The 18386-nt window shown below is 65.8% G+C and carries 13 protein-coding genes; 9 read left to right on the top strand and 4 right to left on the bottom strand.

What is annotated here, in order from left to right; all coding sequences use genetic code 11:
* Positions 1-67: 67 nt before the first annotated feature.
* From pstS to phoR, 7 genes are all read left to right on the top strand, one after another.
* On the top strand, positions 68-1102 hold the full coding sequence (gene pstS, locus OU995_RS21055; RefSeq protein ID WP_420714749.1) for a phosphate ABC transporter substrate-binding protein PstS: 1035 nt from the start codon (positions 68-70) through the stop codon (positions 1100-1102).
* A gap of 142 nt (positions 1103-1244) precedes the next feature.
* On the top strand, positions 1245-2270 hold the full coding sequence (pstC, locus tag OU995_RS21050; protein ID WP_420714748.1) for a phosphate ABC transporter permease subunit PstC: 1026 nt from the start codon (positions 1245-1247) through the stop codon (positions 2268-2270).
* On the top strand, positions 2267-3127 hold the full coding sequence (pstA, locus tag OU995_RS21045; RefSeq protein ID WP_267832081.1) for a phosphate ABC transporter permease PstA: 861 nt from the start codon (positions 2267-2269) through the stop codon (positions 3125-3127). Before pstC ends, pstA begins: the two co-directional genes overlap by 4 nt.
* 61 nt (positions 3128-3188) lie before the next feature.
* The gene (gene pstB, locus OU995_RS21040) at positions 3189-3974 is read left to right on the top strand and encodes a phosphate ABC transporter ATP-binding protein PstB (protein WP_267832080.1); all 786 of its coding nucleotides are present in this window, start codon (positions 3189-3191) and stop codon (positions 3972-3974) included.
* Between the two features lie 84 nt (positions 3975-4058).
* Positions 4059-4766, top strand: coding sequence for a phosphate signaling complex protein PhoU (gene phoU, locus OU995_RS21035; protein ID WP_267832079.1), 708 nt, complete (start codon positions 4059-4061; stop codon positions 4764-4766).
* 17 nt (positions 4767-4783) lie between these two features.
* Positions 4784-5488 (top strand): phosphate regulon transcriptional regulator PhoB, encoded by a 705-nt coding sequence (gene phoB / locus OU995_RS21030; protein ID WP_267832078.1) that lies wholly within the window; start codon positions 4784-4786, stop codon positions 5486-5488.
* A 10-nt stretch (positions 5489-5498) separates the two neighbouring features.
* Positions 5499-6887, top strand: a complete 1389-nt coding sequence (gene phoR, locus OU995_RS21025; RefSeq protein WP_267832077.1) for a phosphate regulon sensor histidine kinase PhoR — start codon at positions 5499-5501, stop codon at positions 6885-6887.
* Between the two features lie 180 nt (positions 6888-7067).
* Here the strand turns inward: phoR and OU995_RS21020 are convergent, their stop codons facing one another.
* From OU995_RS21020 to trxA, 4 genes are all read right to left on the bottom strand, one after another.
* Positions 7068-8717, bottom strand: a complete 1650-nt coding sequence (locus tag OU995_RS21020; RefSeq protein WP_267832076.1) for a hypothetical protein — start codon at positions 8715-8717, stop codon at positions 7068-7070.
* A gap of 304 nt (positions 8718-9021) precedes the next feature.
* On the bottom strand, positions 9022-9288 hold the full coding sequence (locus OU995_RS21015; protein ID WP_088449513.1) for a type B 50S ribosomal protein L31: 267 nt from the start codon (positions 9286-9288) through the stop codon (positions 9022-9024).
* Between the two features lie 212 nt (positions 9289-9500).
* On the bottom strand, positions 9501-10763 hold the full coding sequence (gene rho / locus OU995_RS21010; RefSeq protein ID WP_267832075.1) for a transcription termination factor Rho: 1263 nt from the start codon (positions 10761-10763) through the stop codon (positions 9501-9503).
* Between the two features lie 362 nt (positions 10764-11125).
* Positions 11126-11452 (bottom strand): thioredoxin TrxA, encoded by a 327-nt coding sequence (gene trxA / locus OU995_RS21005; RefSeq protein WP_267832074.1) that lies wholly within the window; start codon positions 11450-11452, stop codon positions 11126-11128.
* A 353-nt stretch (positions 11453-11805) separates the two neighbouring features.
* Here trxA and OU995_RS21000 point away from each other — a divergent pair, with 353 nt between their 5' ends.
* Both OU995_RS21000 and OU995_RS20995 read left to right on the top strand, forming a co-directional pair.
* Positions 11806-14484 carry a PD-(D/E)XK nuclease family protein gene (locus OU995_RS21000; RefSeq protein ID WP_267832073.1) on the top strand — a complete coding sequence of 893 codons (2679 nt, stop codon included), beginning with the start codon at positions 11806-11808 and terminating at the stop codon, positions 14482-14484.
* The gene (locus OU995_RS20995) at positions 14481-18386 is read left to right on the top strand and encodes a UvrD-helicase domain-containing protein (protein WP_267832072.1); all 3906 of its coding nucleotides are present in this window, start codon (positions 14481-14483) and stop codon (positions 18384-18386) included. The genes OU995_RS21000 and OU995_RS20995 overlap by 4 nt, the downstream gene beginning before the upstream one ends.

Here is an 18386-nt window from a genome sequence, read left to right as displayed (position 1 = left end):
TGTGTCACATTCGGTTCATACCATCTGTTCCGTTCGCCAACAAACCTAGCGATAGGACTGAATGACCATGAATCAACTCCGTGCTGGCCTGCTGTTTGCCGCTTGCGCTACCGTGTTCTCGGTGGCCCAGGCCCAGGAAGTGACCGGCGCCGGCGCTTCGTTCCCGGCCCCCGTGTACACCAAGTGGGCCGATGCCTACAACAAGGCCACTGGCGTTCGCATCAACTATCAATCCGTCGGTTCCGGCGCTGGCATCAAGCAGATCCAGGCCAAGACGGTCGATTTCGGCGCGTCGGACGCTCCCCTGAAGGACGAGCAACTGGCCAAGGACGGCCTGATCCAGTTCCCGACCGTCATCGGCGGCGTGGTGCCGGTGGTCAACATCACCGGTGTGAAGCCGGGCCAGATCAAGCTGAACGGCCAGGTGCTGGGTGACATCTACCTGGGCAAGATCACCAAGTGGAATGACGCCGCCATCACCGCCCTGAACGCTGGCGTGCCGCTGCCGGACGCTGCCATCGCCGTGGTGCGCCGCGCCGACGGTTCCGGCACCAGCTTCCTGTTCACCAACTACCTGTCGAAGGTGAATGCCGAGTGGAAGTCCAAGGTCGGTGAAGGCACCGCCGTGAACTGGCCCACCGGCGCGGGTGGCAAGGGCAACGAAGGCGTGTCGTCGTACGTGACGCGCCTGCCGAACTCGATCGGCTACGTGGAATACGCCTACGCCAAGCAAAACAAGATGACCTACGTTCTGCTGAAGAATGCAGACGGTCATTTCGTGACGCCGAGCGATGACGCCTTCAAGGCTGCTGCCGCCGGTGCCAAGTGGAACGAATCGTTCTACCAGGTGCTGACCGAACAGCCGGGCAAGGACAGCTGGCCCATCACCGGCGCCACCTTCATCCTGATGCACAAGCAGCAGGAGAAGGCTGCGACCGCCGCCGCTACCCTGAAGTTCTTCGACTGGGCCTATGCCCAGGGCGACAAGATGGCTGACGAGCTGGACTATGTGGCACTGCCGACCGCTGTGAAGGACCTGGTCCGCAAGCAGTGGGCCGACAACCTGAAGGACGGTTCGGGCAAGGCCATCAGCCTGAAGTAAATCGGCACCCCTGAGTGCAGCCCGGTGCCCCCAGACGGACACCGGGCTTTTGCACAAGGGGCGCCGTGGAACGCCGCGCATCCGGACGCGCGTTCCTGAGAGAAGAGAACAAGCACCCGACCAAGCAACCAGCGGAGGCCCTGTGGCCGCAATACTCCCAGCCAACACCATCGACCGTCAGCGAGGCGACGAGCGAGCCCATCCCCAGGGCCGTCCGCCCGCCCGACGCCGCGTCGCCCCCTGGGCGGATACCGTTTTCTCCCTGCTGGCCCATGGCGCTGCCTGGCTGACGCTGGCCCTGTTGGCCGGCATCATCCTGTCGCTGATCGTTGGCGCGGCCCCGGCCATCAAGCAATTTGGCCTGGGCTTCCTGGTCAGCACCGACTGGGATCCGGTGCAGGAAAAGTTCGGCGGCCTGGTGATGATCTACGGCACGCTGGTGACCTCGTTCCTGGCGCTGGTGATCGCCGTGCCGGTGAGCTTTGGCATCGCGCTGTTCCTCACCGAACTGGCCCCGGGCTGGCTGCGCCGCCCATTGGGCATTGCCATTGAACTGCTGGCGGCCGTGCCGTCCATCGTGTATGGGATGTGGGGCCTGTTTGTGTTTGGCCCCATCCTGGCCACCTATGTGCAGCAGCCGCTGCAAAGCATGCTCACAGGCGTGCCGGTGCTGGGTGCGCTGGTGTCCGGCCCGCCGGTGGGTCTGGGCATCCTCTCGGCCGGCATCATCCTGGCCATCATGATCATCCCCTTCATCGCCTCGGTGATGCGTGACGTTTTCGAAGTCACGCCTGCGATGCTCAAGGAATCCGCCTACGGGCTGGGTTCGACCACCTGGGAAGTGGTCTGGAGGGTGGTGCTCCCCTACACCAAGACCGGTGTCATCGGCGGCATCATGCTGGGCCTGGGCCGTGCGCTGGGCGAGACCATGGCGGTCACCTTCGTGATCGGCAACATGAACCAGCTGAATTCGCTGTCACTGTTCGAGGCCGCCAACACCATCACCTCGGTGCTGGCCAATGAATTCGGGGAATCCGGCCCTGGCAGCCTGCATCAGGCCTCGCTGCTGTACCTTGCCCTGGTGCTGTTCTTCATCACCTTCGTGGTGCTGGCCTTCTCCAAGGTACTGCTGAACAAGCTCAAGAAGAACGAAGGGACCCGCACATGAGCGCGACCGCTGCCGGCCGTGTGGCCATGTACAACAAGCGCCGCCGCGTCAACATCGTGGCCCTGACGCTCTCCATGGGCGCCATGTGCCTCGGTCTGATCTGGCTGATCTGGATCCTGTTCGAGACCATCACGCAGGGCGTGGGCGGCCTGACCTGGGCCACCTTCACCCAGATGACGCCGCCACCGAACTCGGAAGAGGGCGGTCTGGCCAATGCGATCTTCGGCTCCATGCTGATGGTCTGCCTGGCCACGGTGATCGGCACGCCCATCGGTGTGCTGTCCGGTGTCTATCTGGCGGAATACGGCCAGAAGACCTGGCTGGGCAACAGCGTGCGCTTCATCAACGACATCCTGCTGTCGGCTCCATCGATCGTGATCGGCCTGTTCGTCTACAGCCTGATCGTGTTGCGCTTCCGCGGCTTCTCCGGCTGGGCCGGTGTGGTGGCGCTGGCGCTGATCGTGATCCCGGTGGTCATCCGCACCACCGAGAACATGCTGAACCTGGTGCCCAGCGCCCTGCGTGAAGCGGCCTATGCCCTGGGCACGCCCAAGTGGAAGGTCATCATGACCGTCACGCTCAAGGCGGCCCGTGCCGGTGTGCTGACGGGGGTGCTGCTGGCGCTGGCCCGTGTGTCCGGCGAGACCGCACCGCTGCTGCTGACTGCCTTCAACAACCGCTTCTGGTCGACCGACCTGACCGGCCCGATGGCCAACCTGCCCAAGGTGATCTTCGAATTTGCCATGAGCCCTTACGGCAACTGGCAGAAGCTGGCCTGGGCGGCGGTGTTCATCATCACCATCGGTGTGCTGGTGCTCAACATCGTGGCGCGTGTGATGTTCAAGAACAAGCATTGAGCGGCGTCCCCACTTCCGACGCAAGCCCGACACTTTCAAACGAATTCAAAAGGCCCTGACCATGGATGCCAAAGTCGATATGCCGGTGACCGAGCGCGCGAAGCTCTCGGTGAAGAACCTGAACTTCTATTACGGCAGCTTCCACGCGCTGAAGAACATCAATCTGGACATTCCGGAGAACAAGGTGACCGCCTTCATCGGTCCCTCGGGCTGCGGCAAGTCCACGCTGCTGCGCACCCTCAACCGCATGTTCGAGCTCTATCCCGAGCAGCGCGCCGAGGGGCAGATCCTGCTGGATGGCGAAGACATCCTGACCAGCAAGGAAGATGTGTCGCTGGTCCGTGCCAAGGTGGGCATGGTGTTCCAGAAGCCGACGCCGTTCCCGATGTCCATCTACGACAACATCGCCTTCGGCGTGCGTCTGTTCGAAACCCTTTCCCGCGTGGAGATGGACGAGCGGGTGGAGTGGGCGCTGAAGAAGGCGGCCCTGTGGAATGAAGTGAAGGACAAGCTCAACCAGAGCGGTTCCGGCCTCTCCGGCGGTCAGCAGCAGCGTCTGTGCATTGCCCGCGGCATTGCCATCAAGCCTGAAGTGCTGCTGCTGGATGAGCCCTGCTCGGCGCTGGACCCGATCTCCACCGGCAAGATCGAGGAGCTGATCCATGAGCTCAAGCACGACTACACGGTCGCCATCGTGACCCATAACATGCAGCAGGCGGCCCGTTGCTCGGACTACACCGCCTACATGTACCTGGGCGACCTGATCGAATTCGGCCCCACCGCCGAGCTGTTCATGAAGCCCAAACGCAAGGACACTGAAGACTACATCACCGGCCGCTTTGGCTGATGCCTTCGCCGACCCACGGGTCGGCGGCCCTTGTGGCCCCATGAGCAGGACGTGCTGGCACGACCAACACAATAGGAGAATCACATGACAGACAAGCATCTCTCCACCCAATTCGACGCCGAGCTGAGCGGCATCTCCACCCGCGTGCTCGAAATGGGCGGCCTGGTGGAATCGCAGGTGGCGCAGGCCATCGAAGCCCTGGGCACCTTCAGCGGCGAGATCGCCAGCCATGTGCTGAAGCAGGAAGAGACGGTCAACACCATGGAGGTGGAGATCGATCGTGACCTGTCCACCATCATCGCCCGCCGTCAGCCGACGGCCCGGGATCTGCGCCTGCTGATCGCGGTGTCCAAGACCATTGCCAACCTCGAGCGTGTGGGTGACGAAGCCGCCCGCATCGCCCGCACGGTGCAGCGCCTGATCAACACCGGGGTGTCCAGCCGTCTGCGCCTGCCGATGTCTGACCTCTCCTACGAAGCCGAGCTGGCCATTGCCTCGCTGCGCAAGGCCCTGGACGCCTTTGCCCGCCTCGACGTGGACCGCGCCCTGGAAGTGCTGAAGCAGGACGACCAGATCGACAAGGAATTCGACGGCCTGATGCGCAAGCTCATCACCTACATGATGGAAGACCCGCGCACCATCTCGTCGAGCATCGACCTGGTGTTTGTTGCCAAAGCCATCGAGCGTGTGGGTGACCATGCCAAGAACCTGGCGGAAGTCATCATCTATGTGGTCAAGGGGACCGACGTGCGCCACAACACGCCGGATGCCGTTGAGCACATGGTGCGCTGAACAAAGGAGATCTGGGAATGAGCCGTATCCTGGTCGTTGAAGATGAATCCGCGATTGCCGAGCTGATCTCCATCAACCTGCGTCATGCCGGTTTCGAGGTCACCCTGGCGGCCAATGCCGAGCAGGCCCAGTTGGAAGTGGACCGGGTGCTGCCGGATCTGGTGGTGCTGGACTGGATGCTGCCGGGTCAATCCGGCATCGGCCTGGCCCGTGCCTGGCGCGGAGCGACTCGCACGCGCGAGCTGCCCATCATCATGCTGACCGCACGTGCCGAAGAAGCCGACAAGGTCTCCGGCCTGGATGCGGGCGCGGACGACTACCTGACCAAACCGTTCTCGACCAATGAGCTGCTCGCCCGCATTCGTGCGGTGCTGCGCCGTAAGGCGCCAGAGGCCCTGGACTCGGCCGTGGATGTCGGCGGGCTGGTGCTGGACCCCGGTACGCGGCGTGTCAGCCGGGAAGGGGTGGAGGTCAAGCTGGGCCCCACCGAATTCCGCCTGCTGCATTTCTTCATGACCCATCCGGAGCGGGTGCACAGCCGGTCCCAACTGCTGGATCGCGTCTGGGGCGACCATGTCTTCATTGAAGAACGGACCGTGGACGTCCATGTGAAGCGGCTTCGCGAAGCGCTGGAGAAGGTGAACTGCCAGCGCATGATCGAAACGGTGCGTGGTGCCGGTTATCGCCTGACCCAGCAAAGCAGCAGCGCTCTGTCCGCCTGAGTCGCGCCTCATGAGCTGGTTGTTGTCGCGAGTGCTGATGCTGGTGCTGGGCACCTGCATCGGCGGGTGGATCGGCTGGTGGCTGGGGCATTGGATGCTGGCACCGCCGCTGGCGGCCGGCCTGGGCGCCGGTGTGGCGGTGGCCCTGATGGGTCTGTGGGATGCCGCTCGTGCGCACCGGCTGGTGAATTGGCTGCGCGGGGACCAGACCGATGATGCGCCGCGCCTGGCCGGCATCTGGGGCGAAGTGGCCTACCGCATGGAGCGCGGCCTGCGGGACCGGGAGCGCCGGTACGAGCGGGAGCGCCAGCAGCTGGAGCAGTTTCTGCAGGCCATGGAAGCGTCGCCCAATGGCGTGATCCTGCTGGACGACCAGGACCAGATCCAATGGTGCAACCGCCTGGCGGCCGACCATTTCCAGTTGGACCCCCAGCGGGACAAACTGCAGCGCATCACCAATCTGGTCCGTTATCCGGCGTTTGTCTCTTACCTGCAGTCGCGCCAATACAACCAGCCGCTGGCGCTGCAGAACGCCCGTGGCAAGGCTCATCTGCAGGTGCTGATGCGGGACTATGGGGTGGGTGGTGAATGCCGACGGCTGATCCTGTCGCTGGACGTGACCGACCGGGAGCGCAATGAATCCATGCGGCGGGACTTTGTGGCCAATGTGTCGCATGAGATTCGAACGCCGCTGACGGTGCTGGCGGGCTTCATCGAAACCATGGCCAGCCTCAACCTGACCGAAGCCGAGCGCAAGCGTGTGCTGCATCTGATGCAGCAGCAGACGCTGCGGATGCAGACGCTGGTGGGGGATCTGCTGACGCTGGCGCAGCTGGAGGGTAGCCCCCGTCCGGCGGCGGATCACTGGATCGCGATGGATCCGCTGCTGGCCCGTGTGTCGGCTGATGCGCGTGCGTTGTCGGCCGGTCGCCATGAGGTGGTCTGCGACCGGCTGACGCAGGTGGAAGTGGCTGGGGTGGAAACCGAACTGCTGAGTGCCGTCGCCAACCTGGTCAGCAATGCGGTGCGCTACACGCCGGAAGGCGGGCGCATCGAGCTGCACTGGCGCTGGCTGGGGGAGAAGGGTGGGGAGATTGCGGTGGTCGACAACGGCCCGGGCATCGCCCGTGAGCATCTGCCCCGCCTGACCGAGCGCTTCTACCGCGTGGACGGCAGCCGTTCACGCGATACCGGTGGCACGGGGCTGGGGCTGTCCATCGTCAAGCATGTGATCCAGCGCCACGGGGGAGAGCTGCGCATCGACAGTGAGCCCGGGAAGGGTTCCACCTTCCGTCTGCTCGTTCCGGCCAACCGGCTGAGGCATGTGGACAGCGGGGCCATGGGTGATGAGGCGGCGCCTGCGATGCTGGCCTCGCGTGAGGACGACGAAGCGGCATGAAACACAGCGCCGCATGGCGCAGGCGACAAGGCGGCAGCTCAAGGGCTGCCGCTTTGCTTTGCGCCACCATGATGGGGCCGTGAGCGTGTGAGCGTGTGAGCGTGTGGGCGTGTGAGCCCGGCACAGCAGGTGTGCGGGACCAGCCCACCGCAGCGCTGCGGGCGTTTGGAACCCCGTCTCTCAGGGTTGGCGCTGCAGCACGATGAAGCTGCCGGTGCGATCCGTCGGCCGCCGGACGATGGCTTCGACGCGCCAGCCTTCAGGCGGTATGGGGGCGCCGTCCCCTTGGGCAATCAGGCCGGCATGGCAGCTGGATTCGCCCAGGGCCCGGGTGGCGTCCACCTTCCATCCGCCCTGGAACTCCAGCGCGGACAGCACGTGCAGCGGGACACCGGGTGCCGCGATGCAGTCCACCTGTGCCGGCAGATGGGCGCCCACCCGGTCCACCAGCGGCGAGTTGCTGCGAGCGTAATTCAGCGGATGCAGGCCCAGCGTCATGGCCAGCAGCCAGCTCAGGGCCACGCCACCGGCGGGCAGTGCCAGGCTCTTCCAGATGGCATGGCGATGCCGGGCGGTGCGCCAGCGCACCAGCCAGATCCAGGCCAGCGTCCCCAGCAGCGCCAGAATGAAGGTCAGCCAGCCGAATTCAGGCTGATACCCCTGGGCCAGCCGTCGCACGTTGGACAGGAACTTGGCCGGCCACCCGAGTTGCAGGGCGCTGTAATACAGCCACAGGAAGATGGCCCCGGCGCTGAAGAAGAACACCGAGAACCAGTCCAGCAGCGCGCTGGCACTGCGCTGGAAGGTGGGCAGTGCGAAGCTGGCGAGCACGGCCAGGGGCGGCAGCGCCAGCAGCAGGGCATGGTCGTCGGCATCCATCAGCAGGCTGCACAGCAGCGGAATCGCGGCGGTCAGCACCGGCACCGACACATGGCGCCGCTGCAGATGGCCACGCCAGCGCCACAGGGACCAGATGGCCAGCGGCCACACCGGCCAGCAGAACCAGCCCACCAGGCGCAGCCAGGCCCACGGGCTGCGGCCGCTGGCGTCAATGCGCCAGGCCCAGCCATGCATCGGCCAGGCTACGATGGCGGCCAGTGCAATCGCACCAAGCAGCCAGGGCACCAGCTTGCGGGCCTCGTCATAGATGGAGCGCTGGCTCAGCCACAAGGCACCCACCGACAGGGCCACGGCCACCGCCGGTGCGCCACTCGTCGCCAGCACCGACAGCGACAGCATCAGCGCCAGACGCGACTTCCATCGGCGGAAGGGGGCGGCCGCCAAGGCATACATCAGCAGCGAAATCCCGACCAGTTGCAGGATCTCCGGTGTTGTCTCGTGGCCCAGCCGCAGCAGCCCGATGCTGGCGATCAGCGCCAGCAGGCTGCCGTCCGCCATGGCCCGGGCATAGTCCACCGCATGGGCCTCGCCGCCGAAGGCAAAGGCCACCGGCTGAGCCGCCTCGGTACGGGCCAGATGCAGACAGGTGTACCAGACCAGTGCCAGCACGCCCGCGAGCATCAGCCCGAAGGGGATGCGGGCGGCGGTGGACGGCTCCAGAAACGGGAGCAGCTTGATGAAAAGGGCGCCGACCCAGTAGGGCAGCAGGCCGCCTTCAGCCGGAATCCCGGCGATTGCAGGCTGGGCCCAGGGCGCATGGCCCTGCGCGATGCTGGCCATGAAGCCAAACGCCGAAAGGTCGGCATTGCGCCACGGGTCGCGGCCGAACAGGCCGGGCAGCACATAGGCGGCGCAAAGCAATAACAGGGGCCAGCGCGGAATGGGATGGGCGCTTCGCTCGGCTACAACGGCCGGGGTGGGCAAATTCATGCGCGTCTGTCTCGTTGTCGTTGTAGGGGACGGTGGCGATCATGCCGCACCTGTGCCGATGCGATGACCATCTTCATCCGATAAGAATCACTTTTCCGACAAAAAAGTTTGGTGTGTGAACGGAAAGGCGCCTGACGCACCGGGAGCGCGCGTCACGCGGTGGGGACTGGGGTCAGGCGACGGGGCATGAAAAAAGGCAGCCTGGAGAGGCTGCCTTTTGCAGAATTGCGTCTTGAGTCGGGAGATGGGCGCCAACAGCTGTTCGCACCCCCTGCACCTGACTGCACCGCCTTCGCGACCTGAATTACTTCTTGGTCGGGGTGAGCTTGGCAAACTTGTTGCGGAACTTCTCGACGCGGCCGCCCAGGCTGTCCACGCTCTTCTGCGTGCCAGTGTAGAACGGGTGCGATTCGCTGGAGGTTTCCAGCTTGACCAGCGGCAGTTCGCGGCCGTCGTCCAGCTTGATGGTGTCCTTGGTCACCACGGTCGAGCGCGTGATGAACTGGAAACCGTTGGACAGGTCCACGAAAGCGACGTCGCGGTAGTTGGGGTGAATGCCTTCTTTAGCCATTTTGGAAACCTCGCTGTGGTGCCGCCAGCCACATCGCACCGTGCGATGCACTTGGTCGACAGCGGAAAAAGAAAGAGTATAGCGGAAAAGGCCTGGGCGCCTCAATGGCGCAGGGGCCTGGTGACGCAGCCCAAGCCCCTGCGCCAACAAGAAAGCCGCCGGAAGGAGGGCCTTCGGGCGGCTTTCGTGAAGTCTTGACGCTGCTGGGGGGCTTAGCCGCCGCGGCGCATCATGTCGAAGAAATCATGGTTGTTCTTCGACGACTTCATCTTGTCGAGGATGAACTCCATCGCCTCGATTTCGTCCATCGGGTAGAGCAGCTTGCGCAGGATCCAGGCCTTTTGCAGGATTTCCGGCTTGAGCAGCAGCTCTTCGCGGCGGGTGCCCGACTTGTTCAGCAGGATGGACGGGTAGACCCGCTTTTCTGCCATGCGACGGTCCAGATGGATTTCGCAGTTGCCGGTGCCCTTGAACTCTTCGTAGATCACTTCGTCCATCTTGGAGCCGGTGTCCACCAGTGCCGTGCCGATGATGGTCAGCGAGCCGCCTTCTTCAATGTTGCGGGCTGCGCCGAAGAAGCGCTTGGGGCGCTGCAGGGCGTTGGCATCCACACCACCGGTCAGCACCTTGCCGGAGCTGGGCAGCACGTTGTTGTAGGCACGGGCCAGGCGGGTGATCGAGTCCAGCAGGATGATCACGTCCTTCCTCAGTTCCACCAGGCGCTTGGCGCGCTCGATCACCATTTCGGCGACCTGCACATGCCGGGCGGCCGGCTCATCGAAGGTGGAGCTGATGACTTCGCCGCGCACCGTGCGCTGCATTTCGGTCACTTCTTCAGGCCGCTCATCCACCAGCAGCACCATCAGATGGGCGTCCGGATAGTTGGCGGCGATGGAGTGCGCCAAGTGCTGCATCATCACCGTCTTGCCGCTCTTGGGCGGGGCCACGAGCAGGGCGCGCTGGCCTTTGCCCAGCGGCGCGATCAGGTCGATGATGCGGCTGGTGATGTTGTCGTCACCACGAATGTCACGCTCGAGTTTGAACTGCTCTTTCGGGAAGAGCGGTGTCAAGTTCTCGAACATGATCTTGTGCTTGGACTCCTCCGGCGTGAGGCCATTCACGCGGTCCACCTTGACCAGCGCGAAATAACGCTCGCCGTCCTTGGGCACGCGCACTTCGCCTTCGATCATGTCGCCGGTGTGCAGGTTGAAGCGGCGGATCTGGCTGGGGGAGAGGTAGATGTCGTCCGTCGAGGCCATGTAGCTGGTCTCGGGGGAACGCAGGAAGCCGAAGCCGTCCGGAAGGACCTCCAGCACGCCGTCGCCGAACACCTGTTCGCCGGCTTTGGCGCGTTTTTTCATGATCGCGAACATCAGCTCCTGCTTGCGCATGCGAGCGACGTTGTCGATCTCCAGTTCTTCGCCCATTTTGATCAGGGCGGAGACGTGAAGCGCCTTCAATTCAGAGAGATGCATGGGGTGACCCGGTCTGTCGTCCAGGACCTGCCAAGGCCAGGGACACAAACAACGGCGAGTCCAGGCGTCACGCTGCCATCCACGGAGAAATCCTCCATGCCGACCCTGACGAGCGCAAGGGATGAAACCTTGGCGTTCGCCGGCTTGGCGGCTTCATGGGCGGGGGCAGGGCGGGCCGAGGTGGCCTGCGCGCTTCGCCTGGAAGCTGATGGACATGCGGGAGCTTGGGCGCCGAGTCCACGCGCTCACCCGGGGTGCTTGCCTGGCCGTGCTGCAGGGCAGCAGTGCAAGGCGCTCAACCCGGGGCGGGCGTGGTGGCAACAGGTCCGCAAGGGGCGCTCGGCCCACTGCGGATAAGGAGATTATAGGTTGGCGTCCAGGAAGGACGTCAACTGGGCCTTGTTGAGGGCGCCAACCTTGGAGGCGACCAGCTGGCCATCCTTGAACAGCATCAGCGTCGGAATGCTGCGGATGCCGTATTTGGCGGCCACTTCGCGGTTGTCATCCACATTCAGCTTGGTGATGCTGACGCGGTCTGCCGACGACTGGGCCACCTCTTCAAGGATGGGGGCAATCATCTTGCAGGGGCCGCACCATTCGGCCCAGAAATCGACCAGCACCGGCTTGTCGGCTTGGATGACGTCGCTGTCGAAGGATGCGTCGGAAATGTGTTTGATCTGTTCGCTCATGAGGGAGTCCTTGCTTGAAACCCGATAGAAGGCCCGACGGTGGGAACACATGGGATGGGCCGGGACGGGCGGGTATCAAGGCACAATGATTCTTACACAAAGCCCTGAACCCGCTTGTCGAGTGGGTACTCGACCTACATATGGGTGTTGGCTCCCAACTCAAGCCTGTGGGCCCCGCCCATCCCCTCGGGCAGGGGAGCGCGGGGCGCCAGGCCTTCTGCTGACTTGTTTCTGTGACGATTCCTAGCGATCTCCCATCGACCGCCTCCCTCTGGCCTGACGGTCTCCCGGAAGGGAGGGGCGATGTTGCGTCCACGCCTCACCGGGGGGCGGGGGCGACCCTGGCCTTCCCGATGGATGCCCGGCATGCCAATGCAGTGTTCTGGGACCGGCTGGCCGAAGGGGCCTCGGAGTGGCTGGAGCGGCAGGGATTGTCGTCCCGGGATGCCGTGTTGCTGTTGCCCTTTGCCCAGCATCTGGCCCCGGCGCGGCGCGCCTGGATGAAGCTCAGCCGCTGGCAGCCCCGCATCGAAACCACGCACAGCCTGGCTTCGGCGCTGGGCCCCAGTGCCCTGCCGGAGGCTTTGCAGCTCACCTTTGATGCCGCCATCGATGCACTGGCCGCCCGCCAGTTGCTGCGCGGGCAGAGCTGGGCGCAGGCCTTGCGGCAGGAGGATCCACGGGCCTTTGACGCGGCGGTGCAGCGGCTGGTGGAAGCGGCGCATGCGCTGTCGCGCACCGCCCAGTTGCGGTCTCCGGAAGGTCGCCAGGCGTTTTGGGCCCTGGCTCGGCAGGAACTGGCCGCCCAGAGCGGCGCTGGACACCTGGAGCGTGCGTTGCTGATGGTGGCGCTGGAATGGGCTGCGTCCGACCCGCGTGCGCCGGCCACCGATGGTCTCTTTGAGCTGCGCCCCAGTGCCTGGCTGCATCTGCAGGCCGGAGGGCCCGATCTGCTGGCCGATGCTTTGCTGGACACGGCCGAAGCGCAGGGGGTGCCCTGCCTTCGCCTGAGTGCGGACCTGCCGCTGGAGGACGTCTATTCGCTGGGCCAGCCGCCCGCCCAGGTGGAGCAGGCGCTCTGCGAAGATTTTGAAGACCTGGCGCAATGCAGTGCCGCGTCGGTGCTGGACCATCTGCAGGCCGGCCGATCACCGGTGGCGCTGATCGCCCAGGACCGCGTCCTGCTGCGGCGGGTGCGGGCGCTCCTGGAGCGGCAAGGGGTGGGCATTGCCGACGAAACCGGCTGGACCCTGGCGACGACGGCGCCGGCCGCCCAGGTGATGGCGTTGCTGCGTGCCGCGCGCCGGGACGCGACGGTGGATGAGTGGCTGGCCTGGCTCAAGACGCCCCTGGCGGCCACCTTGTGTGAGCGCGCTGGAGCGGCGGCGCTGCCTGCCTTGGAGGCACGCTGCCGCCAGCGCGGGTGGTCATCCCCGGCGTCGGTGCGGGAAGATCGGCTGGCGCCCGCATCGGCGCGTTTGTGGAACCAGGCCCGTGACGCCGTGGCGCCTTTGCAGGCGTCGGGCAGCCGGACGCTGGAGGACTGGCTGGAGGTGCTGAAGACCTTGCTCAAGCGCCTGGGCGCGGACGAGCGGCTGGCGGCTCAACCGGCGGGCGGCCCTCAGCTGCTGGATGCGTTGTGGCTCAAGCGCTCCCCCTGGCCGGGGTCTGCGCATGAGTCCGTGCTCAAGGAGACCACGCTCAGCCCGTCGGAGTTCACTGCGTGGGTGTCCGCCACGCTGGAGGCGGCCCAATACGTGCCGCCGCTGCAGGGTGAGTTGCAGGTGATGATCACGCCGCTGGCGCGGGCCATGCTGCGCCCGTTCGGGGCTGTGGTGCTGCCGGGCGCGGATGCCGCCACCCTCGGGCCGGTGCCGGCGGGGCCGACGCTGGTCAGCGACACCTTGGCCCGGCAGATCGGTCTGCCCACCATCGAAGAAAAACGCGCCGCCTTGGCGTCGCAGTTTGCCCAATTGCTGCGGGCGCCCGCCGTCACCTTGTTGCGCTGCGCCCATCGGGGCAGTGAACCGCTGGCGGCCAGCCCCTTGCTGGATCGTCTGGATCTGGCCCGTCAGGCGGCCGGTCACGGCGCGCTGCCGTCGTGGCGGGATCCTCGCGTGGCGGTGGCGGTGCCCTTGCAGCCGCAGGGCCGTGCCCGTGCCCTGGCGCCGGGTCGGCTTCCGTCGGCGCTCAGTGCAAGCGCGGTGGAATCGTTGCGGCAGTGCCCCTACCAGTTTTTCTCCCGAGTGATGCTGGGCCTGCGGGAAGTGCAGGAGCTGGATCAGCAGGCCGATAAACGCGATTACGGCACCTGGCTGCATGCGGTGCTGCATCAGTTCCACACCGAGCGCCTGGCCGGCCAGGATCCGTCGATGGACGATGTGACGCGCCTGCATCAGGCGGCGCGGACCCAGATGCAGGCGCTGGCGCTGTCGGCAGCGGAGTTCCTGCCGTTCTCCGCCAGCTTTGCGCGCTTTGTGCCGGCGTATCTGGCCTGGCTGCAGGAGCGGGAGGCGCAGGGGCAGTATTTCCGTCAGGGCGAGGTGGACCGGGAAGTCCACCCCTGGTGGGATGCGGACCCCGCACTTGCTGCGGTGCGCTTGCGCGGGCGGATCGACCGCATGGACGAAGGGCCCGACGGCCAGTGTCTGCTGGACTACAAAACGGGCAGCCTCAAAGGCTTGAAGGACAAGGTGGCGGATCCACTGGAAGACACGCAGCTCGCTGTTTATGCGGTGCTGATGGGGGCGGCGCCCGCAGGGGCCGATGCGCCGATCGGAGCAACAGAGGCTCTCGCTTCGGGCCGCCTGCACGCGCAATACCTGGCCCTGGATGATGCCAAGGGCATCACGGCGGTGGAGCACCCGGACGTGTCGGAAACGGCGGTGCAACTGGTGCATGGGCTGGGTCAGGATCTGTTGCGCATCCACCAGGGCGAGGCGCTGCCGGCGCTGGGGGAGGGCGTTGCCTGCGAGTATTGCGACATGCGTGGCCTGTGCCGACGTGATGACTGGGAAGGAGCCGCGCCATGACGGCGGCTGACAACAGGGCCGACGGCCAGGTGGGGCAGGGGGGGCAAATGGCTCAGGTGGCCCAAATGGCTCAGACGGCCCAGACGGCCCAGACGGCCCAGGCAAGCACGGCCCATGGGCTTGGGGCTGCCTACACCCTCAACGGCGCCCCGGTGGCCCGTGAACGCTTCTATGCGCTGGCTTGCGATCCGGCGCGCAGTGTGGTGGTGGAGGCCTGCGCCGGTGCGGGCAAGACCTGGATGCTGGTGTCCCGCATCCTTCGTGCCCTGCTGGATGGCACGCGCCCGCAAGACATCGTGGCCATCACTTTCACCCGCAAGGCCGCAGGCGAAATGCGGGAGCGCCTGAATGAATGGCTGCACGAATTCGCCCACGGCGACCATCAGGCACGGGTCATGGCCCTGTGCCAGCGAGGCTTGTCGGTGCCGGAGGCCGAGTCCTTGGCGCCGGCCCTGGAAGGCTTGCAACAGCGGCTGCTCCAAGGCGCCCGTGCGGTGGAAATCCGGACCTTCCACGCCTGGTTCTCCCAATTGCTGCGTGCCGCCCCCCTGGAATTGCTGCAGGCGCAGGGCCTGTCGCCCGAGCTGCAATTGCTGGAGGATGAAAGCGACCTGATGCCGGAACTCTGGCAGCGCTTCCATGCGGCTGTGCTGGCCGATGCAGCGTTGCTGGCCGACTATGAATCGTTATGCCTGGCCCAGGGGCGCAATCGCCTCACCGGCTGGCTGCTGTCGGCTTTTGGCAAGCGGGTGGAGATTCGTCTGGCGCATCAGGAGGGGCGGCTGCTGGACAGCATGCCGGATGCGGCCGATGTGGTGCCGGAACTGGCCGCGCTGGACGACCCGATGCAGGCTTTTGCTCCGCTGCGCGCCGAGTTGCAGGCGCAAGCCGTTGCACTGGGCGCGATGAAGGGCGCCACGGCGCGCAAGGCGGCGGCAGCCATCGAGCAGGCGCTGCAGGGGGACGATAAGCCCGCATTGGCAGGCGTTCGTGCAGCACTGTTCACGGCGGACGGCACGCCGCGCAAGGCACTGGGCGATGCGCCGGATCTGATGCAACTGATGGACCGCCTGGGCCGGCTGCAGATGGCGCTGGAGCAGCGACAGGCGCGCCAGTGGCATCGTCAGATGTGTGGCCTGGCCCTGGTGCTGCTGGATCAGTTTGAGCGCCTCAAGCGCGAGCGTGGCCTGGTGGACATGAACGATCTGGAGCGCGGCGCCCTGGCACTGCTGGGCGATGCCGGGCTGGCGGGATGGGTGCAGGAGCGACTGGATGCGCAGGTTCGTCACCTGTTGATCGACGAGTTCCAGGACACCAGCCCGTTGCAGTGGCATGCGCTGTATGCCTGGCTGTCCAGTTACGTCGGAGCGGGCGGGGGTGCCAGTGGCCAGCGGCCGCCGTCGGTGTTCATCGTGGGAGACCCCAAGCAGAGCATCTACCGGTTCCGCCGGGCGGAACCTCGGGTGTTTGCGGCGGCTCGCGACTTTGTCCGGGAAGGGCTCGACGGTGTGTTGCTGGCCTGTGATCACACGCGGCGCAACTCACCGCAGGTGCTGACGGCGGTGAACGCGGTGTTTGAGTCGGCCACGCTGGCGCAGCAGTACAACGGGTTCCGTCCTCACACCACCGAGTCGGGCGACGGGCATCCGCTGGATGGTGTGTTTCATCTGGTCGATGCGGGGGCTGATGCAGATGAGGACACGACGGGGCCCGACGGCGAGCGCCGGGACCCTGACACCTGGCGGCCCAGCCTGACCGAACCTCGTCGCGAGGCCGAGTTGCATCGCCGGGAGGCGGAGGCGTGCCGGATTGCCGATGCCATCGAGTCCCTGCTGGATTCGGAGGCGGTGGAGCCGGGCGATATTTTTGTGCTGGCGCGCAAGCGGGAGGGGCTGCGAGTGCTGGCGCAGGTGCTGAAGTCTCGTGGCATCGCGCATGCGGCTCCGGAAGACATGGCCTTGCTGGACGCCCCCGATGTGCGGGACCTGCTGGCCTTGCTGGACCTGTTGGCTTCCAATGGCCACAACCTCTCGATGGCGCATGCCTTGCGCAGCCCGCTGTTTGGCGTGACCGAAAACGACTTGTTGGATTTGGCCGGGCGGTCGAAGGCGGTGTCCTGGCTGCGGCCGGCGGATGCGACGGATGCGACGGATGCGGGCGTGGAGGCTCTGGTGAGCCTGGCCGCTGGGGGTGAATGGACCTCGGCGTCGATCTCCGACGCGGGGCCCTGTCTGGCGCCGGTGGAATCCGATGCACGTGAGGAGGTGGGTATCAGCGTCCCGCTCGACCGTCATGCCACGATCGAGCCCCCCCCGGGCTGGCACGATGCGGTCCCGCTGGCGGAAGAGCAGCTTGTTTCCGCCGATCCACAAGAAGCAGGCGCTGCAGTGGCGCCAAGCGGATTCAGCGCAGAGCCCCTCAGTTGGTGGTCTGCCCTGATGGTGGCGGACACCAACAGCCTGAGCCCCGCCCTGCAACGGGCTCAGACCTTGCTGCCGCGCTGGAGCGCGTTGGCCGTGGAACGAAGCCCCCACGACCTGCTGGATGCCATCGTTCACGAGGGCGATTTGATGGCGCGTATTGCGGCGGTGGTGCCTCCCAGTGAGCGGCGTGCGCGCCTGCATGCGGTGGAGGCGCTGCTGGCCCTGGCCCTGGATCTGGATGGCGGCCGGTATGCCGGCCTGTATGGATTCGTCCGCTCGCTGAAACAGCGGGCGCTGAAACTGGCCGCTCCGGCTGAGCCGGATGCCGTGCAACTGCTCACCGTGCACGGGGCCAAGGGGCTGGAGGCCAAGGTGGTGGTTCTGATGGACACCGAGGCCGGCCCGGCGCGGGCCGAGTCCATGGCTCTGGCGGTTTCCTGGCCGGTGCAGGAGGCTGTGCCGCGCACCGTAGCATTCCTGGAATCGGAAAGCCGGCCTCCGGCCGCGCTTCAACCGCTGCTGGACGATGAAAAGGAACAGCGCCAGCGGGAAGAGTTGAATGCCTTGTATGTGGCCATGACCCGGGCCCGGCATTGCCTGCTGATCAGCCGCACGCCGGCGCGCCGGGCCAGCAGTGGCGCTACCTGGTGGTCTCGGCTGGAGCCCTTGTCGGCGCCCTGGCCGGTGGCCGATGGAGCCGATGAGGTTGATGAGGTTGATGAGATCGGCGGGGCGCATGGCGACAAGCAAACGCTGCGGGTTCTGGCTGCGTCCGGCGACGTCTCCAGGGACGCGTCCCGTCGCAGTTCCGGCGTCATGTCGGTGGTTGCGACCCTCAAGCAACTTCCCACTGCCCCTGTGGCCACACCACGCCGCGCTGACAGCCTTGTTGATGCCGGAGCGGTGGAATCGGGTGCGGCTGCTGGCGGCTCGGCGACCGATGCCGCCGACGGGGCGCTGGGTCAGGGGCCGGACGTGGTGGATGACAGCGCGGCCTTGGGCGAGGCGCTGCACCGGGTGTTGGAATGGCACAGCGGGCCGCGCGGGCGCCAGCACACCCTGGAACGGCTGATGGCTGCTGCTGCCCAGATGTACGGACTGGATGCGCGACGGGATGAGCGACTGCAGCGCAGCGTCAAAGCCATCCTGGGGAGCTCGACATGCGCACCGTTCTTTGACCCAGAGCGTCTACGCTGGCAGGGCAATGAAGTGCCGCTGAGCTGGCATCAGAAGGACATGCGGCTGGACCGGCTGGTCTGCCTGCGTGGGGAGCCGGGGCGCCCGGACACGTGGTGGGTGCTGGACTACAAGTTGCACCCGGCCCCGCAGAACAACCCGGAGTATCTGGACCAGCTCTGGCACTACCGGGAAGCGGTGCGTGCGCTGCAGCCGGGGGAGCCGGTGCGCTGCGGTTTCATCACCGGCCAGGGGCGTCTGATTGACTGCACAGAACAAGTTGCGGACCGATTTGATTTTTAG

The organism is Roseateles sp. SL47, assembly GCF_026625885.1.
Classification (GTDB): Bacteria; Pseudomonadota; Gammaproteobacteria; order Burkholderiales; family Burkholderiaceae_C; genus Roseateles.
This window is presented reverse-complemented; position numbering and strand designations above follow the sequence as displayed.